The organism is Arthrobacter sp. Sr24 (assembly GCF_054511175.1).
Map to the genome: position 1 here is coordinate 117,098 of NZ_JBTNDB010000006.1, position 21,996 is coordinate 139,093.

Genomic DNA, 21,996 nt, shown 5'->3' on the forward strand with positions numbered 1-21,996 from the left:
ACGGGGCTTTAGCGTTTAAACCCAGCAAGGTTGATCTATAGCATGGGTACATGACTGACACGGCGCCTGGCCCCCTTCATGCCCTGATTCTGGCTGGCGGCCGATCAAGTCGGCTAGGTGGCGTGGCCAAAGCAGGATTGCTGATTGGGGGTCAGACACTCCTAGCGCGAACGCTCGATGCCGTCGTTGGGATCCTCGCCAATCGGACCGTAGGGCTTCAGCAGACTTTCCCTCTCGACTCCCTACAGTTTCTTGCACCCACTGCTTCGCGCGACCCTGCCCTGGCGGATCGGACAGGTCCAGCGGATGGCGGGATCGCCGTCGTAGGTCCTGTAGAGCAAATTTCAGATTGGCTGGAAGGTGCTCAAGCCCGCTCAAAAGTGATGACAGTCCAGGAAAACCCACCCTTTTCGGGCCCTGCTGCGGGGATCGCTGCCGGTATCGGGGCCCTGAACTCCGAACGTGGCCACGTGTTGATTCTGGCCTGCGATATGCCGCGGGCTGGGGCGGTGGCTCAACTTTTGGTCGATGCGCTGGATGGCTGTCCTCCTGGACAGGGTGTGATGGCGGTGGCTGCGGGGAAGAAGCAGCCCCTGGCCGCCATTTATCCTTTGCTGGAATTACAGGCTGCGACTGATAGGGCACGGGAGGCGCACCGCCTAGATAATGCCTCGGTTTTCGCACTGGTTGCTAATGTGTTCATGAGGGACCTCGCCGTCCCAGCAGAGCTGACGGCGGACATTGATACTTGGGCGGATGCTCGTGCGCAGGGGATCGCGGCGCGAGCAGCCGGTGCGGAAGGATGACTGTTGGAAAATCATGATGAGTTGTTGCAAGAGTGGACCCAGAAGCTACTGGAGGCCTTTGAAATTGGTGACCTCGATGTGGACATTCAGTCTGTCCTGAATGTGGCCGGGGTTGCGGCGCACTCGATCGTGCGTCCGGCAGCACCTCTGACGACTTTTGTGGCTGGACTGGCGGCAGGATTAGCGGCGGGATCGGGCCAAGCGCCTGAACCCGTAGCTATGAAGGCTGCGTTGGGGCTTGCGAAGAAGCTGGCCGCGGCGCAAGCACCGGCTGTGGATGTTCCGGCTGCAGACGCTCTAGCAGTCGGCGAAAAGTCTCCGGGAAACTAGTGCCGTCATGATTCAGGACGCGGACGCTGCCACTAAACCGACCGCTGCTACTAAACCGACCGCTGAAACCGGGGAATCAGCCGCTGCAGTTTCACCTGCTGAGTCACCTGTTGAGTCATCTGGTGACGCGGTGGTTCAGGCCAAGGTGGCGACCGGGGAGTTTGCGGCCGGGGACTTGGCACGTGAGGACTTACCGGCTGGGGAGGCTCCAGACCAGAGCACACAGAGCAAAGTTTTGCCCCATACATTCCAAGAAGCTCGCGAAGCTGCTTGGAATGCGGCGGAGCCGCTGGTGGCACATTCTGTCCCACTGCGCATGGCAGTGGGCCGAATACTTGCCGCGGATGTTTTCTCCGGTCATGCCATGCCACATTATGCTTCCTCGGCCATGGATGGCTGGGCGACTGCGGGGAGCCCTCCTTGGATTCTGGCAGAGCCTGGCCGCAGATTGGCCCCTGGCCAGGCTGTCCCTATTGTCACTGGGGGGCTGATTCCTACTGGTGCTAAAGCTGTCCTGCGCAGCGAATCGGGCGAACTTGCCAAGGATGACGAGGGCCTGCCAGTTCTAGTACGCAGCGCCGGGGCCCGTCCCGGAGAGCCGAAGAACGCCCAGCATATTCGACCCGCGGGTCAGGAAGCTGCCGAGGGTGAACTGCTGATCGGCGCCGGTGTTACCTTGAATCCGGCTCATGTATCCCTCGCGGCACTCGGTGGTCTCGACGAACTTTCGGTGTTGGGCCGCCCTGCCGTCAAGATCGTTCTCACAGGCGATGAGGTGGTGACCGCGGGCCTGCCTGAACCAGGATTTGTCAGGGATGCTTTCTCTCCGCAGCTAGGGTCCGTGGTGGAGATGCTCGGAGGCACGGTGGTTGGACTCCAACGCGCTGCCGACAACCTTGCCTCCATGCTGGAAGCCCTGGCAGACGACGAAGACGATCCGGCCGACGTCGTCATTACCACCGGTGCTACCGGGAATTCCAGCGCTGACTTCCTACGTGCCGCCATCGAATCCATGGGTGGCAAGGTCCTCATTGCGCACATTGCCATCCGCCCGGGCCACCCCACTTTGCTGGCAGAACTTCCCGACGGGCGGTTCATTGTCGGCTTGCCCGGCAACCCGTTGGCCGCCATGGTTGGGCTCATGACTTTGGGTGCACCGCTGCTGGCACGCCTCGGAAGCCTGCCGATGCCGGCGCTCACCGAGGTACCCTGCGGCTCACCTATCAAGGCATACCACGGGCCCACCCGGCTCATGCCGTACCGGCTGGTGTATGGTTTGGCCTCGCCGTGCGCACATACGGACTCTGCCATGATGCGTGGGCTAGCAGCGGCCGACGGCGTCATGGCAGTTCCGCCGCACGGTGCCAAAATGGGGGAGTCGTTGCCTGCGATGATTCTGCCGTGGAAATGAGCGCCGCTTCGGAGCTGATTTTTGGTTGCCCTGATGGACGGAAATTGCACGGTACTCTCTTTGACGTGCCCGAAGGCGTGGAACTGTTGGGCACGGTCGTCATCGCCTGCGCGACGGCCGTAAAGGCTAGTTACTACCACCGCTATGCTGCGTTCTTGGCAGCTAATGGTTTTAGCGCCGTCACCTTCGACTACAGAGGGATTGGCAATTCCCGTGGCGGCTCCCTGCGTGGTCAGAGGATTCGTTGGTTCCACTGGGGGAGCCAAGATATTGACACCGTTTTGGCATGGGCCATGGAACATGCGAGAGGGCTGCCCGTGAACTTTGTGGGCCACAGCTTCGGTGGTTACGGCGTGGGATTGGCAGAGCACGCCGCCGGTCTTTCCCGCATCCTGACCGTGGGTGCCCAGCATGCCTATTGGCGTGATCTCGCACCGCGTCACAGAGCCGGGCACTGGGTACGCGCCGCGGTGATGCTTCCGCTAGTTTCCGTCATGGGGTACTTTCCGGCCAAGAGACTAGGCCTCATGGAGGACCTACCAACCGGTGTTGCCTTGGACTGGGCTCGTTCCCGCAAGGATTTTACAAAGGCAGCCTCCGGATCCGAGCGCGAATCTCTCCGATCCCACCAGGCCGCCGTGACGGCGCCCATTTTGGCGCTGGCGCCCACTGACGATGCCTACGCCACCATCCCGGCCATGAATCGGGCCGTTTCTTACACTCCTAATAGCACCTCCCGCGTGATCCATCTGCTTCCTGCAGATTACGGGGAGAGCTCCTTGGGCCACTTCGCGCTGTTCCACAGCCGCTACAGGGATACGTTTTGGGAGCAAACCCTTGCCTGGCTGCGCTATGGACACTGGACAGCTTAACCGGACTCTGAACCGCCTCGCGAAGTTGGGCTTGCGCCGCCCGGAAACCTAGGTTTGCACCGCCCCGGAAACTTGAGTTTGCGCCGCCCCGGAAACCTGATCCGTGAGAAAAGGTGGCTTTGATAAATTGAACCGTGAGAAAAGGTGGCTTTGATAAATTGACCCGTGAGAAATGGTCGCTTTCCCGGGCGAAAACAACCATTTCTCACGGGTGAATGAAGGCTTGGTGCGTAGTTGTGGCCGATCTGGATTCACACCACGTCCTTGCGAACATGCAACTGACCTTCAAGCGACTGTCGGGCCAGGTTCTTCGGATCATCCCACCCTCCAAGAACCAGCATTCGCGCTATCTTGGTGATGGCCACTAGTCCGTCGTTCCCCATGTCGTTCTTGTTGATTATTGCTTGATGCCAGCCCAGAGAAGCAGTCAGGAAGTTCCGGTCATGGTCCTTGGATTGTTGTTTGGGATCCAGATGATGCGCGCCATCATACTCGGCACAGGTGCGGTAACGAGGGCAGGACAAATCCGGAGCGACCTTGGGGTTCCCTGCAGCGTCCTCGATTTCAAAGTTGCAAATGAATTTAGGCAGTGCCCAGCGGCTGATACACAGCCGTAGCTGGGTCTCCGGTGCTGAATCGACGCCGACTTGGACGAGCTCCATCGCTGCCTGTAACTTTCGTATTCCTCGTTGTCTGCGGTGCAGGGAAACATATGATTTCAGCTCAGTGATTTCCACCAACGGAAGCTTTGATGGGCCAAAACTGCGGTTGTGGGCGCACACAATCTGGTCGGCAATAGCGACGAGTTCATCCATTGAGAGTTCCTGTGCAATATCCAAGAGCGTTCGTTGAACGGATGTGACGGGAATTCCTTGAACTACGTCGTAGTCAGTGTCAGCTAAGGACAATTCGTGGCCAAAGACTCGGGTGCGCTGTGGCCTGCCTTGACCCAGAGATTTGGACAAGTGAATGTCCTGCGTATTAATGAACCGTGCGGGGAGTCGAAACTCATGGAGCTTCGCTGCAGTTATATGGCTGATGAGACTTCCGGGTGTCACGGAAGTAATTGCCCTGCAGCTGTCAATCAGACTGACATCCACGTTCAGCGGTAAACGGACGTCGTGGCATGGCGTCCATAAATCTGATGCCCGGGTTCTGCCCCGACTCACACCAGCTTGCAGTGCTTGAGCGAGTGTAAAGGGTCTGCCGACCAAGTGCGATGGAAGCGGTTTTGGAGTTCTCATGTGTCCATTGACGGACATTTCCAGAACCCATTCCACAGCGCCTTGTGCATTTGTGGGTGTAACTGCCTGGAGATGCGACTGTGGAGGAAATCGCTGGGTTGGCAGGTCGGAGCTGTTGCAACCATCCGTGAGAAAAGGTCGATTGAGAACCTTGATCCGTGAGAAAAGGTCGCTTGAGGAAGTTGATCCGTGAGAAAAGGTCGCTTTGACTGGGCAAAGCGACCATTTCTCACGGATCAATGAAAGGGGATTGAAACTGCTGGTGGCTGGTGGCTTATCGGGACATGCGACTGCGCCGTCCCCGGTCCTGACCGACTGCGCCGTCCCCCGACCCCGACCCACGGATCAGGCCACGGCCCTGACCCACGAATCAGGCCACGGCCACCACGGGTCAGGCCCCGGCCCCGACCCACGAATCAGGCCCCGGCCCCGACCCACGAATCAGGCCCCGACCCCGACCCACGGGTCAGGCCCCGGCCACCACGGATCAGGCCACGGGCTCCAAGCGGATGACGACCGACTTGGACGTGGGAGTTCCACTGACGTCCGCCTTGGAATCGAGCGGCACCAGCACATTCGTTTCTGGGTAGTACGCAGCCGCGCAACCTACGGGCGTGGAGTAGGCAACCACACGGAAGTTGGGGGCGCGGCGGTCCACGCCGTCCTTCCATTCGGAGACCAGATCCACCATGGTGCCATCAGCGATGCCGAAGGAATCCAAGTCCTGTTGGCTGACGAACACCACGCGGCGCCCGTTCTTTATGCCGCGGTAACGGTCATCCTTGCCATAGATGGTGGTGTTGTATTGATCGTGTGAACGCAGGGTTTGCAACAGCAGTCGGCCCTCAGGCACGCGCGGGTACTCCAACTCATTGGCCGTAAAGTGGGCCAATCCGGAGTCGGTGGAAAACGAGCGCGAATCGCGGGGACCGTGCGGCAGGATGAAGCCGCCGGGGACAGTGATCTTCGTTTCAAAGTCTTCGAAACCGGGGACAATAGCCGCAATGTGGGCGCGGATCAGGCTGTAATCGCCCATCAAGGCATCCCAGTCGGCGATAGGGGCGCCTGGCTTGGTGCCGCCGTCGTCCGTGGAAAACAGCAGCTTGGCAAGCTCGCAAACGATGGCAACCTCTGAGAGCAAATTATCCGACGCCGGCGCCAGCCGCCCGCGCGATGCGTGCACCGCGCTCATGGAATCCTCCACTGTGACGCGTTGATCGCCACTGGCCTGAGCGTCGCGCTCGGTGCGGCCCAGCGTGGGCAGGATCAGCGCCGAGCGGCCCGTGATCAGATGCGATTTGTTCAGCTTCGTCGAGATCTGCGCCGTCAACGACAAACGGCCAAGGGCGGCCTCGGTGACATCGGAGTCGGGAGTAGCGCGGACAAAGTTTCCCCCCATGCCAAGGAAAACCCCGGCTAAACCATCGCGCATGGCCTCGATCGCGGCCACCGTGTCGAAGCCGTGGGGGCGCGGGGACGTGAAGGAGAACTCGGCATCGAGGGCATCGTGGAAAGAATCCGGCATGCGCTCAAAGATGCCCATGGTCCGATCGCCCTGGACGTTAGAGTGGCCCCTAACCGGGCACACGCCGGCACCGGGCTTGCCGATGTTGCCCTGGAGCAGCAGGACATTGACCACATCGCGAAGCATAGCCACCGAGTGTTTGTGCTGCGTCAGGCCCATGGCCCAGCAAACCACCGTGGCCTTGGAAGCCAACAACCTGGCGCCGGTAGCGCGAATTTGCGCCTCGGTGAGCCCGGTGGCCGTGACAATTTCGGCCCAGCTGACGTGTTCCAGCTGTTCCAAATACTCTCCCAAACCGGTGGTGTGGGATTCAATGAAGGCGGTGTCAAAGACCCGGCCGGCGTGCGGGGTGCCCGGACGGCGCTGCTCCTCGAGCAGGAATTTTCCCAGTCCCTGGAATAACGCTTGGTCCCCGCCGAGCTTGATCTGCAGGAAATCATCGGCCAGATCCGTGCCGCCGCCCACGAGACCCTTGAGTGATTGGGGGTTTTTGAAGTTCATCAGTCCGGCCTCGGGCAGCGGGTTGATGGCGATAATGATGGCGCCGTTTTTCTTCGCCCTTTCCAATGCCGTGAGCATGCGCGGGTGGTTGGTGCCGGGGTTTTGGCCCGCAATCAGGATCAGCTCCGACTCGTAAATGTCCTCCAGCGACACCGAGCCTTTGCCAATACCAATGGTCTCCGTCAAGGCCGAGCCGCTGGATTCGTGGCACATATTGGAGCAGTCCGGCAGATTGTTCGTGCCCATCCCGCGCACCATCAATTGGTACAGGAACGCGGCCTCGTTGGACGTGCGCCCGGAGGTGTAAAAGATGGCCTCATTGGGGTCCTTGAGTGATTTGAGCTCATCTGCCAAAATCCCCAGCGCGCGCTCCCACGAAACAGGCACGTAGTGATCGCTGCCCTCGGCAAGGTACATGGGATCGGTCAGGCGGCCTTGCTGTCCCAGCCGGTAATCGTCCCATTCACGCAGTTCACTGACGCTGTGCTCTGCAAAGAACGACGGCGGCACGCGCCTTTTGGTTGCTTCCTCGGCGACAGCTTTGGCACCGTTTTCGCAGAATTCTGCCTTGTGCCGTTTGTCTGACTCGGGCCAGGCACAGCCCATGCAATCAAAACCGTCTTTTTGATTAACCTGGACCAAGGTTTGCAGCGAGCGCACCGGCCCCATCTGTTTGAGCGAAACCTCCATGGAGTGCAGAACGCCAGGAATACCCACGGCCTTCTTGTGCACGTCACTCACGATAAGTTGCTGTTCGTCAATATTTTCCTGCGGCGCCTTGCCAGCCATGATGATTCCCTTCATCGCGGAGCATCTACTGTTGATCTTAGACGCTTAAGTTTTTTTGGAGGATTGTTATGGGACGGCTCATTCGCAGGGTCAAGGCCACCAAGGTCAGCATCGCTGATAACCGCAGGGTGGTCCGCGAGGAGGCTCTCGCCGTAGAGGAGCCCCTGGAAATCCGTTTAGGGCACGAGTCCTTCTCGGTCACCATGCGCACACCAGGGGACGATTTCGATCTTGTGGCAGGTTTCTTGGTCTCGGAAGGGATCATCTTTGAACCAGAGCAGCTGATTTCACTTCGGTTCTGCGCTGGCGAGGACGAAAACGGGCAGCAGACCTTCAACGTGGTGGAAGCGCAACTGCGTCCCGATGTGGCCATGCCACTGCCGGCCGCCCAGCGTCATGTGACTACCTCCAGCGCATGCGGAATTTGTGGGACGGCCTCCATTGACGCGGTCCATAAGTCATCGCACTTTAGGGTCGCGGCACCTGTTGATGAGATACTCATTTCCGCGCCGGTGCTGGCCGCACTGCCTGACACACTCCGAGAACAGCAGAAGTTGTTTGAGAAGACCGGTGGCGTTCACGCGGCGGGGCTCTTTGCTCCGGACGGGGAGCTGCTCTCACTGCGCGAAGACGTGGGCCGGCACAACGCCGTGGACAAAGTTGTGGGTGCCGCCTTTAGGGAACAGCAGCTCCCCTTGGACAACACCATTTTGCAGGTATCGGGAAGAGCTTCCTTTGAGCTCGTTCAAAAGGCAGCGATGGCAGGGGTGCCGATGCTCGCTGCCGTGAGTGCGCCGTCGTCCTTGGCTGTAGAACTGGCCCACACAGCAGGGATCACCCTAGTGGGCTTTAGTCGTGGCAGCACCCTGAACGTGTACACGCACCCGGGGCGCGTAGGCTGAGGCCACAGTCGCATCCCTGCCCAGACACGTGCAGCTAGCCGCAGCGGCCTCCTCCACTAAAGGTGCGGCACTGTTTGTGGATTCTACCGGTGGGCCCAAAGTGACGCCGATAGATTCACACAGCAGTGTCCACGCTTGAGCAAACGCTGTCCGGCTATTTGAGTTTCCCAACTGGACGAGCCTGCCACCTTGACCAGTCCAAAGTGGTCGCTTCGGCAGCCGTTTGTAAGAGCGGCAAATATTCTGTGACAAGTTTGTCCACACTTGTCTCCTGTGAATGAACGGTCACATTCATCGAAGCGCGAACCTCGCCTTCGCCGTCGGCCACGCCTACAGAGACAGACCGTATACCAGGAGCAAGCTCTTCGTCGGCCAGCGCCCACCCCTGTTGTTTGGCTTCGCTGAGGATTTCGATCACTTGACTCTCAGGCAAGGGCTCCCTTGCCGGCAGGCCAGACCGGGAAGGCTCCGACAGTCTCTTAAGCGCCGACTCAAAAGGCAGGGCTGCCAACAGCATTTTCCCTTGTGAGGTGAGCATCGCAGGAAACCGGGTGCCGATATCCACATTCAGAGTGATGAGCTTGGGAACGGCGACTCTTGCCACGTAGACAATGTCCGAACCGTCCAATTGAGCCATGGAAGAAGACTGCCCTGTCTGGGCTACAAGCCACTCTAAATGCGGACGCGCTATCTCCCACAAACCGAGTGCGCCGATGTAGGCCATGCCCAAATCTAGGACTTTCGGGGTCAGCATATGGAGCCCGTCCTTGATCCTGACGTAACCGAGCTCCTCCAAAGTCAAAAGAACTCGGCGCGCCGTGGGACGGGCTAGATCTGTAGCCTGAGCTACTTGACTCAGGCTCATGCAAGGGTTTTGTGCTGAAAAACACCGTAGGACATCGAGACCGCGGGCCAGCGCCTCGATGAAGTCGGGCCCTTGGCCTCGGTTGGACATCGTTCTCCTTTGATAGGTGAATGTGGCCCTTGACACATTCGGGCCAGAGTGCAATTCTATAGTCATTCCATCAAAGCGGACGACTGTCCGCCTGGCGGACATCTTGCATTTTGTTGTCAGTAGTGTGAAAGGACCCATAGTGATCAGCCAGCCAGGACTCGGTGCAACACCAAACCACGGTAAGCGTCCGCTCGATGGTATTGTCATCGCCGATTTTTCCCGTGTGCTAGCCGGCCCTTATGCGACGATGCTACTTGCCGATATGGGAGCCGAGGTCATCAAGGTCGAGAGCCCGGCAGGAGATGACACGCGTTCGTGGATTCCTCCGGTGCGTCCCGATGGTGTCTCAACTTACTATGCGGCGATCAACCGGAATAAGAAGTCAATCGTTCTGGACTTTAAAGAAGATGACGATCTTGCGGTTGCGCAAGCGCTGGCAGCCCGCGCAGATGTGGTCATTGAGAACTTCAAACCTGGAGGTCTGAAGCGCTTTGGGCTTGATTTTCACTCTGTGAAAGAGAGCAATGAGTCCATTATTTACTGCTCCATCAGCGGCTTTGGTACTGCCCAAGGAGCGGCACTGCCCGGATATGACCTTATTGTTCAAGCCATGAGCGGCCTGATGAGTTTGACTGGTGACCCCCACGACCAGCCCTTCCGGGCAGGGATCAGCGTTTTTGATGTCATGGCCGGACTGCACTCGACCATCGGAATCTTGGCTGCACTGCGCCATCGTGACAACACTGGTGAAGGACAGAACATCGAAACTTCGCTCATGGCCTCCGCCATGAGCGGGCTGGTCAATCAGACTTCTGCCTACGTCGCTGGCGGGGTGACACCCCACCGAATGGGAAACGCCCACCCGAGCCTATTTCCCTACGAACCGCTACCGACGGCAGATGACGATTTGATTATCGCGGCCGGAAACACTGCGCAGTTTCGAAAACTGTGTGGTGCTTTGGGTATACCCGAGGTGGCGGATGATCCGCGGTTCGCTGAAAACGGCGACAGGACCGCAAACCGGGAACTGCTGCGCCCGCTCTTGGTTGAACGTCTAAGAACGCAGTCAGCTGGGTACTGGTTCAACAAACTCAACGAGGTCGGCGTCCCGAACGGACCAATCAATAGCATTGCCCAAGGGGTGGAATACGCGCAACGGCTTGGACTGGAGCCCATCGTCCAAGTCGGTCCGGACACCCAGACGGTCCCCGGCGTTCGGAACCCGATCACGTTCTCCACTACTCCCGCACGGTACGAGCTGGCACCTCCATCGTTGGGTGAGCACTCCGATGAAATCCGTGCTTGGCTCTCGGTATCAACAAGCATCACAGCAAAGGAACAGGTATGAGTATCATCCCGGAAACACAGCATCTCTCATTCCCCACATCACTTGGCACCTCCTCTGCCACCGAGATTCGCCTGCTCGGGCAAGATCTGGCCCAAGATCTTATGGGCAAGGTCGGCTTCGGAGAACTCGCATTTTGGTTGGTGGCAATGCGCCGTCCAAGTGCGGGCGAGCTTCGTGTATTCGAGTCAGTACTAGTGGCGCTGGCTGACCATGGTTTCACACCCACAGCCATCGCAGCCCGACTGACCTACCTCAGCGCTCCGGAATCCATTCAAGGAGCCATGGCCGCCGGCTTGCTCGGTGGCGGTTCCCGCTTTCTGGGAGTTACCGAGGACTGTGCGCAATTCTTGGCCTCAACGCTTGCCCAACCCGAAGGAGAGCTGCCCTCCACGGACGGCGAATGGGACGAGTTGGCGCTGTCGGCTATTGCTGCTCAGCGTGTTGCCGGGAAGTTTGTCCCCGGTCTGGGGCACCCGAATCACAAAGACGGGGACCCGCGCACTCCGGTGTTGATCGGCATCGCAGAGGAAGAGGGCCTCCGTGGCCCGCATCTGCGCCTATTTGAGGCTATTGGAAGGATGAGCGAGAAAGCGCTGGGCCGAAAACTTCCGCTGAACGGTGCTGGCGTTTGTGGTGCCGCACTCGCCGATCTGGGCCTCCCCCCAGAACTGTTGCGAGGTTTCTCCCTGTTGGCACGTGCCGCCGGACTGCTGGGCCAGATCGCCGAAGAACAGCGCAATCCCATCGCGAACGACATCTATATGGCTGTTGACCGGAACTCGGTCTACTTGGCCCCCGAAAAGGATCAGTAGGAGAAATCATGGCAGAGCTCACTGCGGTGCTGGCCAGCACCCACCACCCCTTCTATCTCAAGGCGACAACTGATGAATCGGATCAGCGTATGCTCCAGGCAGATGAATGGAAAAACAAGGTAGAGGCGTACAGGGAAACACTCACGGCCGCTGAACCTGACATCTTGGTCATGGTTGGTGCAGACCATTTCCACCAGTTCTTCCTCGACAACTACCCGACTTTCCTGATCGGCAAGCAGGAAAAATACGATGCAACGTTCTACAACGAAGAGCGCGAATTCGGCATTCCCAAGTACGTCCTAGATGGGGATGTTGATTTTTCAAATTTCATGCACCAAGGCCTGATGGACCAAGGGTTTGATTTCTCCTTCAGCCAGGAACTTAAAATCGATCACTCCCTTATCTGTCCGATAATTACGGTTCGTCCGGATGCGGACCTGCCCATCGTGCCGATCTACACGAATATTTTCGCCCCTCCGTTGCCTTCACCCAAACGATTCTGGGACCTCGGACGAGCCATCCGAAAAGTAATTGACGCTTACCCGTCAGATAAGAAGATTGCAGCCATTGGGACCGGACATTTGTCCCTAGAGTTGGGAGGCCCTCGCATGTTTGGTGACCACGGCCCTGACCCTGAATTTGATGCTCAGGCCATTGAGTGGCTCTCCACAGGCAACATTAACGCCATTCTGGAAAACGTTACACATGAGTCCATGGCAGGTGCCGGAAATGCTACCCACGGTTTCATGGATCTGATCCTCATGATGGGCATTGCCGGTCCAGAAAATGCTGACTACGTGGACCAACTAGATCTCTACCACACCAGAGAAATGTTCATGACCTGGTATCCGAACAAGAACGAGAAAATGGCTGAGGCAGCGGCTCGTTCTGCCGTGGTGGCCGGCGCCACGACCGGTCCGGTGTACGCCACCAAGTTAGGAGTGACAGCGTGAGCAAGTACTACGTGAACAAATTCCTATTCACTGTTGACCGTGACCCGGACTGGGTGGCTCGGTACAAGGAAGACCCGGTCGCGACGATCGAACAGTGGGAAAAGGAAATTGGCGGCTGGCTCAACAGCACTGAGAAGACGACGTGGCTGTCATTCACTGATGAAGAACGACGTGCTTTGGCGAGCTATGACTACGTATGGCTTTTTGAATATGGCGCCCACTTCTTCTTGTACCTCACCCTCTTCATCGGATTGTTCGAGGACGATTACACCCAAGCGAAAGGGCCACTTTCTTATCAGAAAGAGTGGGCAAAGAACCTCTCACATTGGTCCGGAAAAAACTATCCTTCGGTCGCGTCCTGACCTGAAGCCCGAGACAGGACCATCGCCATGCTGGACACCTCGATCCTCATTCTTCGATTACTACTGGCCCTAATCCTCTTGGCCCACGCCTCCCAGAAGCTTTTCGGCTGGTTCGGAGGAAACGGTCTCAAAAAGCAGGCGTCGATCTTTGAATCACTCGGACTTCGGCCAGGGCGAGTCATGGTGTCGATGGCTGTCACGATGGAAGTGGCAGCTGCTGCATTGTTTGCATTGGGTCTTGCCGTCCCTCTGGCTGCGACCATAGGCGCTGGAACCATGCTCGTGGCGGGGCTCACCATGCATATGAGCGCTCGTACCATGTGGAATTCCGCCGGAGGTGGTGAGTATCCGTACGTCCTCGCCGTGATTGCCGTGGCCATTGGAATCGCTGGCGGGGGAAGCTACTCCATTGACACAATTTTGGTAGCTGAATGGCCAAGCCTCTCCGCCTTCCTAATCCCCTCTATGTTCCACGTTTTCGTGATCCCGGCCATTGCAGTTATTTCCGCTGTGCCATTTGCACTCCGACTGCGCCTAGAACAACGCCAAGCCAAAAAAGCCCCAACCGAGCAGAACGCCCGGTAACGACCCCAGGAGGAAAAATGTCCCACCACACTTCATTACCGGCAAACGGTCAGCCCATCGTTTTCCGCAACGGCACAGTTCTTACTATGGACGCAAGCCACCGAACCTTGGTGAACTGCGATGTCTTGATTATCGGAGAAACGATCAAAGAAGTCGGACCTCGGCTCGCCGTGCCTGAGGGCACCTTCGAAATTGATGCAGCCGGAGGCATCATCATGCCTGGCATGATCGACACACACCGGCACATGTGGCAGACAGCAATGCGTGGCTACGGTGCGGACTGGACCCTTAGCCAGTATTTTGTCTGGTACTACTTGGAACACGGCATGAAATTCCGCCCCCAGGACATTGCCGCGGGAAATCTGCTTTCGGCGCTTGACGCCTTGGACGCCGGGGTGACTACCAGCGTTGACTGGTCTCACGGGCTCAGCACACTTGACCACGCAGAGGCCGCGCTCGATGCGCTCGAAGGTACCGGTGGCCGGTTTGTATTCGCCCCAGGAAACATCTTTGCCGGGCCTGAAGGATGGTCCACTACCCCGGAGTTCAAATCCTTTGTGGAACGACGCAACCCACGCTCGGACATGCTCAAGTTTCAGCTGGCCTTCGACGTGACAGGTGACCCAAGCTTCCCTGAAAAAGCGGCATTTGAGGCCGCCCGTGAAATGGACTTGTCCGTGACAACACACGCTGGGGTCTGGGGTGCCACCAACGACAACGGCATCCGGCTCATGCACGAGCATGGCTTTATGACCCCCGGGACGGTGTACGTCCACGCCGCCACCCTCGATGGTGATTCCTACCAACGAATTGCTGCCACAGGAGGAACAGTCTCGCTTTCCACCGAAAGCGAGCAGAGCTGCGGTCAGGGCTACCCGCCGTCGTGGATACTTCGACAGCACGGCGTACCCATGTCGCTCTCCATCGATACCAGTGTGTGGTTCAGCAGTGATCTCTTCACAGCAATGCGGACCACCTTGGGCGCGGACCGCTCCTATGAGCATCTTCGGGCGCACGAAAAAAACGAAACAGTCACTCACTCCTCCCTGCGCGCGGATCAGGTAGTGGGTTGGGCGACCCGTGGCGGTGCCCATGCTCTGGGGCTCGAGCATGCTGTTGGCAGCATAGAAATTGGGAAAAAGGCAGACATCGTGCTTCTGAAGAATGACTATTCACCCTCGATGTTTCCACTCGTGAACCCCTATGGGCACGTGGCACTACAGTCAGGGCGTGGAGACGTTCATACAGTCCTGGTCAACGGTCGCATAGTCAAGCATGATCACCGCCTCGTCGGCGTCGATTTGAAGGCTGTCCAGGAAAAAGTGGCCGCCTCTGTTGAATATCTTCAGTCAACGCTGGGTGCGGACGAATGGACCAAGGGGATGAACCCTGACATTCCGGAAGCTCGCATCCTCGACAACCCGTACATGTACACCGACTATCGCGACGCCTCTACTCGTGGGAGGTAGTTTGCGGCCGTAGTCTGAACACTTAATGACGTCTGGTAGCAAGTCAATGACGTGATGTGTTGGTTCGAGGCCATCCAGTCGGGTAGATCCCGGCCGGATGGCCTTTCACGCTCTCTGCTGAATCAGTGGCTGAATCAGTAGCTAGATCTCGTGAAGCAGGCGCCGCACAAACGCTTGGGTGCGTTCCTCTTTGGGGTTGCGTAAAACCTGACTAGCCGGCCCGCGCTCCACCACCACGCCGCCGTCCATGAAGACCACCTCATCGGCAGTCTGCCGGGCAAAGGCGAGTTCATGGGTCACGATCACCATGGTCCAGCCTTCTTCGGCCAGCTCCTTGATAACGGCCAGTACGTCATCCACCAGCTCAGGGTCTAGAGCTGAGGTGGGCTCGTCAAAAAGGAGTAGTTGTGGCTTTAAAGCCAGAGCCCGCACAATACCCACGCGCTGCTGCTGTCCGCCGGAAAGTTCAAAGGGGTAGGCGTCGCGCTTATCGGCCAAGCCGACGCGCGCCAACAGCTTTTCCGCCTCGGCCACAACCTCGGCTCGGGGGCGCTTTTGCACCTGCACTGGGCCCTCAATGACGTTCTGCAGCACCGTCTTATGCGGAAAGAGGTTGTAGTGCTGGAACACCATGGCGCTACGGTCACGCAGCGCGGCAACCTCAGCAGCCCGAGCTTTTTTTGAGGCCGCGGTAGCAGCGAAGTCAACGGTGAGGGCTTGCTCAGCGGACGCGTCCCGGGCACCCATGGTGACGGATCCGGCGTCGGGCGTTTCAAGGCCGTTAAGGGAACGCAGAACAGTGGTCTTGCCGGACCCCGACGGACCAATGAGCGCCACCACTTTGCCGCGCGGGACATCGAGATCGATGCCGCGCAGCACGGTGTTGGCGCCGAACGCCTTGGTCAGGCCACGGACCTGAAGTACAGAATTAGCATCCGTATCAGTGGGCGACATAGCGGTCCAACCTCTTTTCCACACGGGTCTGGGCAGTCGACAAAATGAGGCAAATGACCCAGTAGATCAGGGCAGCTTCCAGGTACAGCAGCATGAATTCCTGGCTGAACGCAGCCACCTGCTGGGCCACACGGAACAGTTCGGTGACCAGAATCAGCGACGCTAGCGAGGTGTCCTTGACCAGCGATATGAAGGTGTTGGACAGCGGCGGCACGGAGACGCGTGCGGCCTGCGGCAAGATGATGCGCAGCAGCGTTTGATTGCGCGACATTCCGATCATGTGCCCAGCTTCCCACTGACCGCGTGGCACGGAGAGGATGGCGGCGCGAATGATCTCGGCAGCGTAACCGCCCACATTCAGTGAGAACGCGATGATGGCGCTGGGCCAGGGATCGAGCTTCACCCCAATGGTGGGCAGCCCGTAGAAAATCACGAACAGCTGCACCAGCAGGGGAGTGCCTCGAATGATCGAGACATAGACCCCGCCCACGCCACTGGCCAGTTTGTTCGAGCTGATACGCATGACCGCAATGACCAACGCGATCAGCAAGCCCAGCACAAACGAGGCCAGTGTCAGAGGAATGGTGCCCTTAATGGCGCCCAACAGCATGGGGCCTAAGGAACTCCAGAAGAGATTAAAGTCCATGGCTGAACTCTAACGGGTTCGGCGCCGGTGCTTACTTGCTGAAGTCTTCGTCGAAGTACTTTTCGCTCAACGTGGTCAAGGTGCCATCTGCCTCGAGGTCCTTCAACGCGGCATCCACGGCGTCCTTGAGGGCAGTGGAGCCCTTGCGGAAAGCGATGGAAGCATCCGAGGATTCCTCGGTGGTCGCGGCGATTTTCAACCCCGAGTCAGGAGTGTTCGTCAGGTAATCCACCACTGTGAGCTTGTCATTGACGCTGGCGTCAACGCGCTCATCCTTGAGCAGAGTTGCTGCTTGAGCCCAGCCTTCAACGGCTTCGACTTTGGCGCCGCTCTCGGTGGCCAGCTTGTACCAGTTACTGGTCAGCGACTGAGCCGTGGTCTTGTCCTTGAGGTCGGCAAAGGACTTGATGTCCGTGTTCCCTTCCAGCGTCACGATGACGCCACGGGAGACGGTGTAGGGCGTGGACAGCTCATACTTCTCTTGGCGCTCAGGGCTGACGGTCACCTGGTTGGCGATGGCGTCAAAGCGCTTGGCTTCCAGACCGGCAAAAATGGAATCCCACTGGGTTTCTTCGAACGTGGCCTTCACACCCAGCTTCTCGGCAATAGCCTTGGCAACCTCGACGTCGTAACCGGTCAGTTCTCCCGCTCCGCCCTCGTGGTAGCTGAACGGCTTGTAGGTGCCCTCAGTCGCGAACACAATCTCGCCAGCATCCTTCACACTGCTCAAGGACGTGTCCCCGCCAGCGGTGGTCCCCGTATCCGAGGTGCCGCCGCATGCCGCCAGGACAAGCGATGCTGCTGCAAGTAATCCGACGACTCCGAAACTGCGACGATTCATGGTGATGTGTTCCTTTACTGTGAACGATTGCTGGACACGCTTACTGTGCACTTTTTGTGCGGTACCGCGACGTTGTTGGGCCGCGGCGAGCCCATGAGTGGACGCTACCACTGTGAAACCCCAAAAGGGGCGGCAATATTTCCTTCGAAGTAGCAACTGAGACGCCGGTCATGTGAATCTCGGTCTTGAGAGAGGCTGGTAGGCAGGCCGGCAGCGGAATCTGATCCCCGGGAATTCCCAAGGCTCGGCTGGGCGTTTAGGCTTATAGCTTGGCCTGATAACGATTTAAGGAACACACGCATGAGTATGGAAGGCGCGGCCTGGAGCTCACTTTGGAGCACCATGCGCTCGGACAAGTCCAACGGCTCAATCTCGAAGGACACCCTGCGCCGCACCGTCCTTTTCGCCAAGCCCTACAGCCGCAAATTGTTGATCTTCGTGGTGCTATCGGTGATCTCGGCGGCACTGGCGGTGGCCACCCCGGTCCTAGCTGGCCAAGTAGTGGATGCCATCGTGGCGAAATCTGCTGTTGATGTGGTGGCGCGTCTTGCTGGCCTGATCGCCCTCGTGGCGGTTCTGGACGCAGGGCTCTCGCTGGTGATCCGCTGGATTTCGGCGAATCTGGGGGAGGGCGTCATTTTGGATTTGCGCACTTCCGTGTTCGATCACGTGCAGCGCATGCCGATCGCCTTCTTCACCCGCACCCGCACGGGTGCGCTGGTGAGCCGGCTCAATAACGACGTCATTGGCGCGCAACAGGCGTTTTCCGGCACACTCTCGGGCATTGTTTCCAACTCCGTTCAGCTGGTCTTGACACTCATCGTCATGCTGAACACCTCGTGGCAAGTGACGGTTTTGGCCCTGATCCTGTTGCCGATCTTCCTCATGCCTGCCCGCCGTTTTGGCCGCCGACTGGCTGGGCTGCGCCGCGAGGCCGCCGACCTGAATGCTGATATGAGCACTCAGATGACCGAGCGTTTCTCCGCCCCCGGCGCCACCTTGGTCAAGCTCTTTGGCCGCCCCGCTGAGGAATCGCGCGAATTCGCCTCCCGCGCCAACCGCGTCCGCGATATTGGCGTGCGCACAGCCATCTTGCAGTTCGTCTTCTTCACGGCACTCATGCTGGTCTCCTCCTTGGCCCTGGCGCTCGTGTATGGCTTAGGTGGCGCCCTCGCTATCGGTGGCACGCTTAACGCGGGCGACGTCGTCGTGCTGGCACTGCTGTTGACCCGTCTCTACGCCCCGCTCACCGCCCTGGCGAATGCGCGGGTGGACATCATGAGCGCTTTGGTCAGCTTTGATCGCGTGTTTGAAATCCTCGATTTGAAGCCCCTGATTGCGCAGAAGCCCTCTCCGGTTGCGCTGCCTTCGGGGCCGATCGCTGTGGAATTCAGCGATGTCCGCTTCGCTTATCCGTCGGCGGACAAGGTCTCGCTCGCCTCGCTGGAGGACGTTGCGGTGCTCGATACGCGCGGCGGCGAAGACGTGCTCCACGGGATTTCCTTCCGTGCCGAGCCCGGCCAGACCATTGCGCTGGTGGGCTCCTCGGGAGCCGGAAAATCAACTATTGCCCAGTTGCTCTCTCGCCTGTACGACGTCGATTCCGGCACCGTGCGCTTGGGCGGCGTGGACGTGCGCGATCTGTCCTTCGACGGCCTCCGTGCTGGCGTTGGCATGGTCACTCAGGACGGGCACCTGTTCCACGAATCAATTCGCTCCAACCTGCGGCTGGCCAAGCCCACGGCCACTGATGCCGAGATTTGGGATGTGCTCCACCGCGCCCGCCTAGAGGATTTCGCGAAGGCGCTGCCCGACGGTCTGGACACTGTGGTGGGGGAGCGCGGGTACCGGCTTTCCGGTGGCGAACGTCAGCGCCTGACCATTGCACGCTTGCTCTTGGTACAGCCCGCTGTGGTGATTTTGGATGAGGCCACTGCGGCTCTGGATTCCACGAACGAGGCCGCCGTGCAGGCCGCTTTGGGCGAGGCTTTGGAAGGCCGGACCGCGTTGGTCATTGCGCACCGGCTCTCCACCATTCGCTCTGCTGACATGATTTTGGTGCTGGAAGCGGGACGCATTGTGGAGCGCGGCACGCATGATGAGCTCATTGGTGCTGGTGGCCGCTACGCCGAGCTGCATGACACCCAGTTCGCTCAGGCTGTGGCTGCAGTTACAGATGCGGCCGTTCCCGAGCAGAGTTAAACAGACCGGTCTTTTCAGTCAAAAGTGGTTGTGACACGGTATCTTCGGTGAGACAAGCAGTGTTGCTCAACCTTACGAAAGGTATTCACTGTCATTCCTTGTTGCCGGAGCTGAAATTATCGAGGACTTGGTGGCTTTTCGGCGCGACTTTCACATGTTTCCGGAGATCGGGCTGGAGCTGCCGCGGACGCAGGCGAAGGTCCTGGAAGCGATTGATTCTTTGGGCCTGGAGGTGACGCTGGGGAAGGAAATTACCTCCGTTGTTGCCGTGCTGCGCGGCGGAGCTCCCGGGCCCACCGTGCTGCTGCGCGGAGACATGGACGCGTTGCCGATCAAGGAATTGACCGGGCTCGAATACGCCTCCACCAACGGCACTATGCACGCGTGCGGGCATGATCTGCATACGGCCGGTCTGGTAGGTGCCGCCAGGCTGCTCGCCGCCCGGCGGGAGGAGCTGGCCGGCAACGTCATCTTCATGTTCCAGCCCGGCGAAGAAGGGTACAACGGTGCTGGCGTCGTGATTGGTGAGGGCCTGCTGGAGGCCAGTGGGGATATACCCATTGCCGCCTACGCCATCCATGTAGGACCCGGCCCGAGGGGCGTATTCACTACCAAACCCGGCTCTATCATGGCTGGTGCGAACGAACTACACATCACCGTGAACGGGGTGGGCGGGCACGGCTCACAACCGCATCAGAGCAAAGATCCAGTACCGCCTCTGGTGGAGATCGCCTCCGCCCTGCAGACTATGGCCACACGAAAGTTCGATGCCTTCGACCCGGTGGTCATCAGCATCACTCAGCTCTCCGCGGGGGAGGCACTGAACGTTATCCCTGAATCGGCATCGTTAGGCGCTACCGTGCGCACGCTGTCCGTGGCGTCCACTGAGAAGCTCGCAACAGAGGCCAAAACGCTGGCTGATGGTATCGCTGCCGCCCACGGCTGCACCGCATCGGTGGAGTTTATTGTCAGCTACCCCGTAACAGTGAACGATCCGGTATCAACCGCAGCTACTCTCACCACCTTGGGCGCCCACTTTGGCGAAGACCGGATCTACCCGCTGCCCAACGAGATGATGGGGTCGGAAGATTTCTCCCTGGTCCTGCAACAGGTACCGGGCACGTTCGTCTTCCTGCACTGCTCGCCGGAGGGGATTGACCTAGCCACAGCCGAGTTCAACCACTCGCCGCGAGTGCTCTTTGACGACGCCGTTCTCGGAGACCAAGCCGCCGCGCTGGCCCAGCTTGCGTTCAGTCATCTGGGCCCGCAGGAGGGCTGATTTCTCTTTAGCGAGGCGGTACTCCACGGCCTTGTGGCAAGGGCTGCAGGGATTTTTTGGTAGTGGCTTGGGCAGGGCCTTGTGCGTTCCTAAGCGGAGAGCTTCAAGGAAGCAAGCCGGTTGAGGGAGACATTCTGTTCGGCTGCCTCTTCCGCCAGCCGACGGTGGGACTGCGGGGGGATTCGGACCATGAATTTGCCGGAGTAGTTCCGCTCCGATAGTGGTTCAGGAACGGGCTCTCCATTGCATTCCAAATCGCTCACGACATCGGCAGCCAGCTTACGGATACCGGCGAAGGCTGCTGCTGACTCAGGTTCTAGCCATGACAGGGACGGCAGCTCCAAGACTGTACCGACGAACTCTTGGTCTTCGGCCGACCAGGTTACGCGGTAGCTGTAGTGCTCTGCAGTATTCATGACTCCTCCTCCTTGGAATCCGTTTCATCAGATTCCGTTTCTTCGGCTTTCATGACCTCGATTTTTTTGACTGCTTCGAGTACTTGTTTCACTTGGTACGGCTTGGCTTCGCCGTTCTTGTTCTGGATATTCACGCGTGGATCACGGACCCACGGGGTTGCGTAGACTCTGTGCGAAGTTCCGCTTTGTCCATCCATGAATAGTACTACTAGTGGTATCACTTGGGTTGAGGATCGAAACTGGCCAATGGCCCAGCTACGGACGGTGCTTACCCGCGCCGTCCCGGAAAGCGTTCGGCAGCGATGGTGTGCGGGTCAATGGTTAGTTGTTAAGACGGGGGAGAACATAGTCCGTCAGTAGAGGGGCCAGATCCGTGAAGTCTGCCGCTTCCGCGACGTCCATCCAGCGCAGCTCGGCGATCTCGGCAGCGGCCACCACTGATTCCGCGGCCCAGCGCCCCGGCGCCATGAATACGGTGGCCTCAATGTCAGTGTTGTTCTCATTGGCTGCAGAGCCAATCCACACGCCCATCAGTTCCAGTTCCGTAGCGCCAATGTGCAGGCCCACTTCCTCGGCCAATTCCCGTGAACCAGCTTCTGCCGCGCTCTCGCCCGGTTCCGGTTTGCCGCCGGGATGCATGAATTTGGTGGTGCCCTGTTTACGGACGGTCAGCAGGCGCCCGTCATGATCGTAGATGCACACTGCGGACACTTTCAGGACGTTTTTCACGTCTTCGATCCTAACGCCCGGAGTCCTATTGGGCAGTTGCCTTGCCGGGGTGAATCGGATGTGCG

22 protein-coding genes are annotated in these 21,996 nt (G+C 58.9%); 13 read left to right on the forward strand and 9 right to left on the reverse strand.

From position 1 onward, the window contains the following. Window positions 1–50 precede the first annotated feature (50 nt). The 4 genes from mobA to ACX80D_RS06345 are packed head-to-tail and all read left to right on the forward strand — an operon-like array spanning window position 51 to window position 3,419. Window positions 51–806, forward strand: coding sequence for a molybdenum cofactor guanylyltransferase (gene mobA, locus ACX80D_RS06330; RefSeq protein WP_459321795.1), 756 nt, complete (start codon window positions 51–53; stop codon window positions 804–806). A gap of 3 nt (window positions 807–809) precedes the next feature. Further along, a complete protein-coding gene (locus ACX80D_RS06335) occupies window positions 810–1,136 on the forward strand; it encodes a DUF6457 domain-containing protein (protein WP_459321796.1) in 327 nt (108 codons plus the stop codon). 7 nt (window positions 1,137–1,143) lie between these two features. Next, window positions 1,144–2,547, forward strand: a complete 1,404-nt coding sequence (locus ACX80D_RS06340; protein ID WP_459321797.1) for a molybdopterin molybdotransferase MoeA — start codon at window positions 1,144–1,146, stop codon at window positions 2,545–2,547. Next, the gene (locus tag ACX80D_RS06345) at window positions 2,544–3,419 is read left to right on the forward strand and encodes an alpha/beta hydrolase family protein (RefSeq protein ID WP_459321798.1); all 876 of its coding nucleotides are present in this window, start codon (window positions 2,544–2,546) and stop codon (window positions 3,417–3,419) included. The genes ACX80D_RS06340 and ACX80D_RS06345 overlap by 4 nt, the downstream gene beginning before the upstream one ends. Before the next feature lie 251 nt (window positions 3,420–3,670). On the opposite strand, the gene ACX80D_RS06350 is transcribed toward ACX80D_RS06345, so the two are convergent. Together ACX80D_RS06350 and ACX80D_RS06355 are read right to left on the reverse strand one after the other, a co-directional pair. Further along, window positions 3,671–4,384, reverse strand: coding sequence for a hypothetical protein (locus tag ACX80D_RS06350; RefSeq protein WP_459321799.1), 714 nt, complete (start codon window positions 4,382–4,384; stop codon window positions 3,671–3,673). Between the two features lie 766 nt (window positions 4,385–5,150). Then, window positions 5,151–7,478 (reverse strand): FdhF/YdeP family oxidoreductase, encoded by a 2,328-nt coding sequence (locus tag ACX80D_RS06355; protein ID WP_459321851.1) that lies wholly within the window; start codon window positions 7,476–7,478, stop codon window positions 5,151–5,153. A gap of 68 nt (window positions 7,479–7,546) precedes the next feature. Between ACX80D_RS06355 and fdhD the strand changes: the two genes are divergently transcribed. Then, the gene (fdhD, locus tag ACX80D_RS06360; RefSeq protein WP_459321800.1) at window positions 7,547–8,380 is read left to right on the forward strand and encodes a formate dehydrogenase accessory sulfurtransferase FdhD; all 834 of its coding nucleotides are present in this window, start codon (window positions 7,547–7,549) and stop codon (window positions 8,378–8,380) included. Between the two features lie 154 nt (window positions 8,381–8,534). On the opposite strand, the gene ACX80D_RS06365 is transcribed toward fdhD, so the two are convergent. Continuing rightward, entirely contained in the window at window positions 8,535–9,542 is a 1,008-nt protein-coding gene (locus tag ACX80D_RS06365; protein WP_459321801.1) for an IclR family transcriptional regulator domain-containing protein, read from the reverse strand. On the opposite strand from ACX80D_RS06365, the gene ACX80D_RS06370 reads away from it, so the two are divergent. The 6 genes from ACX80D_RS06370 to ACX80D_RS06395 all read left to right on the forward strand — a co-directional run bounded on the left by ACX80D_RS06370 (window position 9,475) and on the right by ACX80D_RS06395 (window position 14,864). Then, on the forward strand, window positions 9,475–10,683 hold the full coding sequence (locus ACX80D_RS06370) for a CaiB/BaiF CoA transferase family protein (RefSeq protein ID WP_459321802.1): 1,209 nt from the start codon (window positions 9,475–9,477) through the stop codon (window positions 10,681–10,683). The two genes, ACX80D_RS06365 and ACX80D_RS06370, sit on opposite strands and share 68 nt — an antisense overlap. After that, window positions 10,680–11,495 (forward strand): citryl-CoA lyase, encoded by an 816-nt coding sequence (locus tag ACX80D_RS06375; RefSeq protein WP_459321803.1) that lies wholly within the window; start codon window positions 10,680–10,682, stop codon window positions 11,493–11,495. Before ACX80D_RS06370 ends, ACX80D_RS06375 begins: the two co-directional genes overlap by 4 nt. A gap of 8 nt (window positions 11,496–11,503) precedes the next feature. After that, complete coding sequence (locus tag ACX80D_RS06380; RefSeq protein ID WP_459321804.1) at window positions 11,504–12,448, forward strand: DODA-type extradiol aromatic ring-opening family dioxygenase; 945 nt, start codon at window positions 11,504–11,506, stop codon at window positions 12,446–12,448. Next, complete coding sequence (locus ACX80D_RS06385) at window positions 12,445–12,810, forward strand: hypothetical protein (protein ID WP_459321805.1); 366 nt, start codon at window positions 12,445–12,447, stop codon at window positions 12,808–12,810. The genes ACX80D_RS06380 and ACX80D_RS06385 overlap by 4 nt, the downstream gene beginning before the upstream one ends. Before the next feature lie 27 nt (window positions 12,811–12,837). Continuing rightward, window positions 12,838–13,395 (forward strand): DoxX family protein, encoded by a 558-nt coding sequence (locus tag ACX80D_RS06390; RefSeq protein WP_459321806.1) that lies wholly within the window; start codon window positions 12,838–12,840, stop codon window positions 13,393–13,395. Window positions 13,396–13,481: 86 nt separating this feature from the next. Continuing rightward, a complete protein-coding gene (locus tag ACX80D_RS06395) occupies window positions 13,482–14,864 on the forward strand; it encodes an amidohydrolase family protein (RefSeq protein ID WP_459321807.1) in 1,383 nt (460 codons plus the stop codon). Window positions 14,865–15,005: 141 nt separating this feature from the next. Here the strand turns inward: ACX80D_RS06395 and ACX80D_RS06400 are convergent, their stop codons facing one another. From ACX80D_RS06400 to ACX80D_RS06410, 3 genes are read right to left on the reverse strand one after another with little or no spacing between them, the layout of a single operon-like run. Next, window positions 15,006–15,818, reverse strand: coding sequence for an amino acid ABC transporter ATP-binding protein (locus ACX80D_RS06400; RefSeq protein WP_459321808.1), 813 nt, complete (start codon window positions 15,816–15,818; stop codon window positions 15,006–15,008). Then, window positions 15,805–16,464, reverse strand: a complete 660-nt coding sequence (locus ACX80D_RS06405; protein ID WP_459321809.1) for an amino acid ABC transporter permease — start codon at window positions 16,462–16,464, stop codon at window positions 15,805–15,807. The genes ACX80D_RS06400 and ACX80D_RS06405 overlap by 14 nt, the downstream gene beginning before the upstream one ends. Before the next feature lie 31 nt (window positions 16,465–16,495). Continuing rightward, window positions 16,496–17,305, reverse strand: a complete 810-nt coding sequence (locus ACX80D_RS06410) for a transporter substrate-binding domain-containing protein (RefSeq protein ID WP_459321810.1) — start codon at window positions 17,303–17,305, stop codon at window positions 16,496–16,498. Between the two features lie 300 nt (window positions 17,306–17,605). Here ACX80D_RS06410 and ACX80D_RS06415 point away from each other — a divergent pair, with 300 nt between their 5' ends. Together ACX80D_RS06415 and ACX80D_RS06420 are read left to right on the forward strand one after the other, a co-directional pair. Next, window positions 17,606–19,507: an ABC transporter ATP-binding protein gene (locus ACX80D_RS06415; RefSeq protein WP_459321811.1), complete on the forward strand. Its 1,902-nt coding sequence runs from the start codon at window positions 17,606–17,608 to the stop codon at window positions 19,505–19,507. An 88-nt stretch (window positions 19,508–19,595) separates the two neighbouring features. After that, complete coding sequence (locus tag ACX80D_RS06420; RefSeq protein WP_459321852.1) at window positions 19,596–20,786, forward strand: M20 metallopeptidase family protein; 1,191 nt, start codon at window positions 19,596–19,598, stop codon at window positions 20,784–20,786. Window positions 20,787–20,875: 89 nt separating this feature from the next. Here the strand turns inward: ACX80D_RS06420 and ACX80D_RS06425 are convergent, their stop codons facing one another. From ACX80D_RS06425 to ACX80D_RS06435, 3 genes are all read right to left on the reverse strand, one after another. After that, entirely contained in the window at window positions 20,876–21,202 is a 327-nt protein-coding gene (locus ACX80D_RS06425) for a type II toxin-antitoxin system HicB family antitoxin (protein WP_459321812.1), read from the reverse strand. Further along, window positions 21,199–21,336 (reverse strand): hypothetical protein, encoded by a 138-nt coding sequence (locus ACX80D_RS06430; protein WP_459321813.1) that lies wholly within the window; start codon window positions 21,334–21,336, stop codon window positions 21,199–21,201. Before ACX80D_RS06430 ends, ACX80D_RS06425 begins: the two co-directional genes overlap by 4 nt. 187 nt (window positions 21,337–21,523) lie before the next feature. Next, on the reverse strand, window positions 21,524–21,931 hold the full coding sequence (locus tag ACX80D_RS06435; RefSeq protein WP_459321814.1) for an NUDIX hydrolase: 408 nt from the start codon (window positions 21,929–21,931) through the stop codon (window positions 21,524–21,526). Window positions 21,932–21,996: the final 65 nt, after the last annotated feature.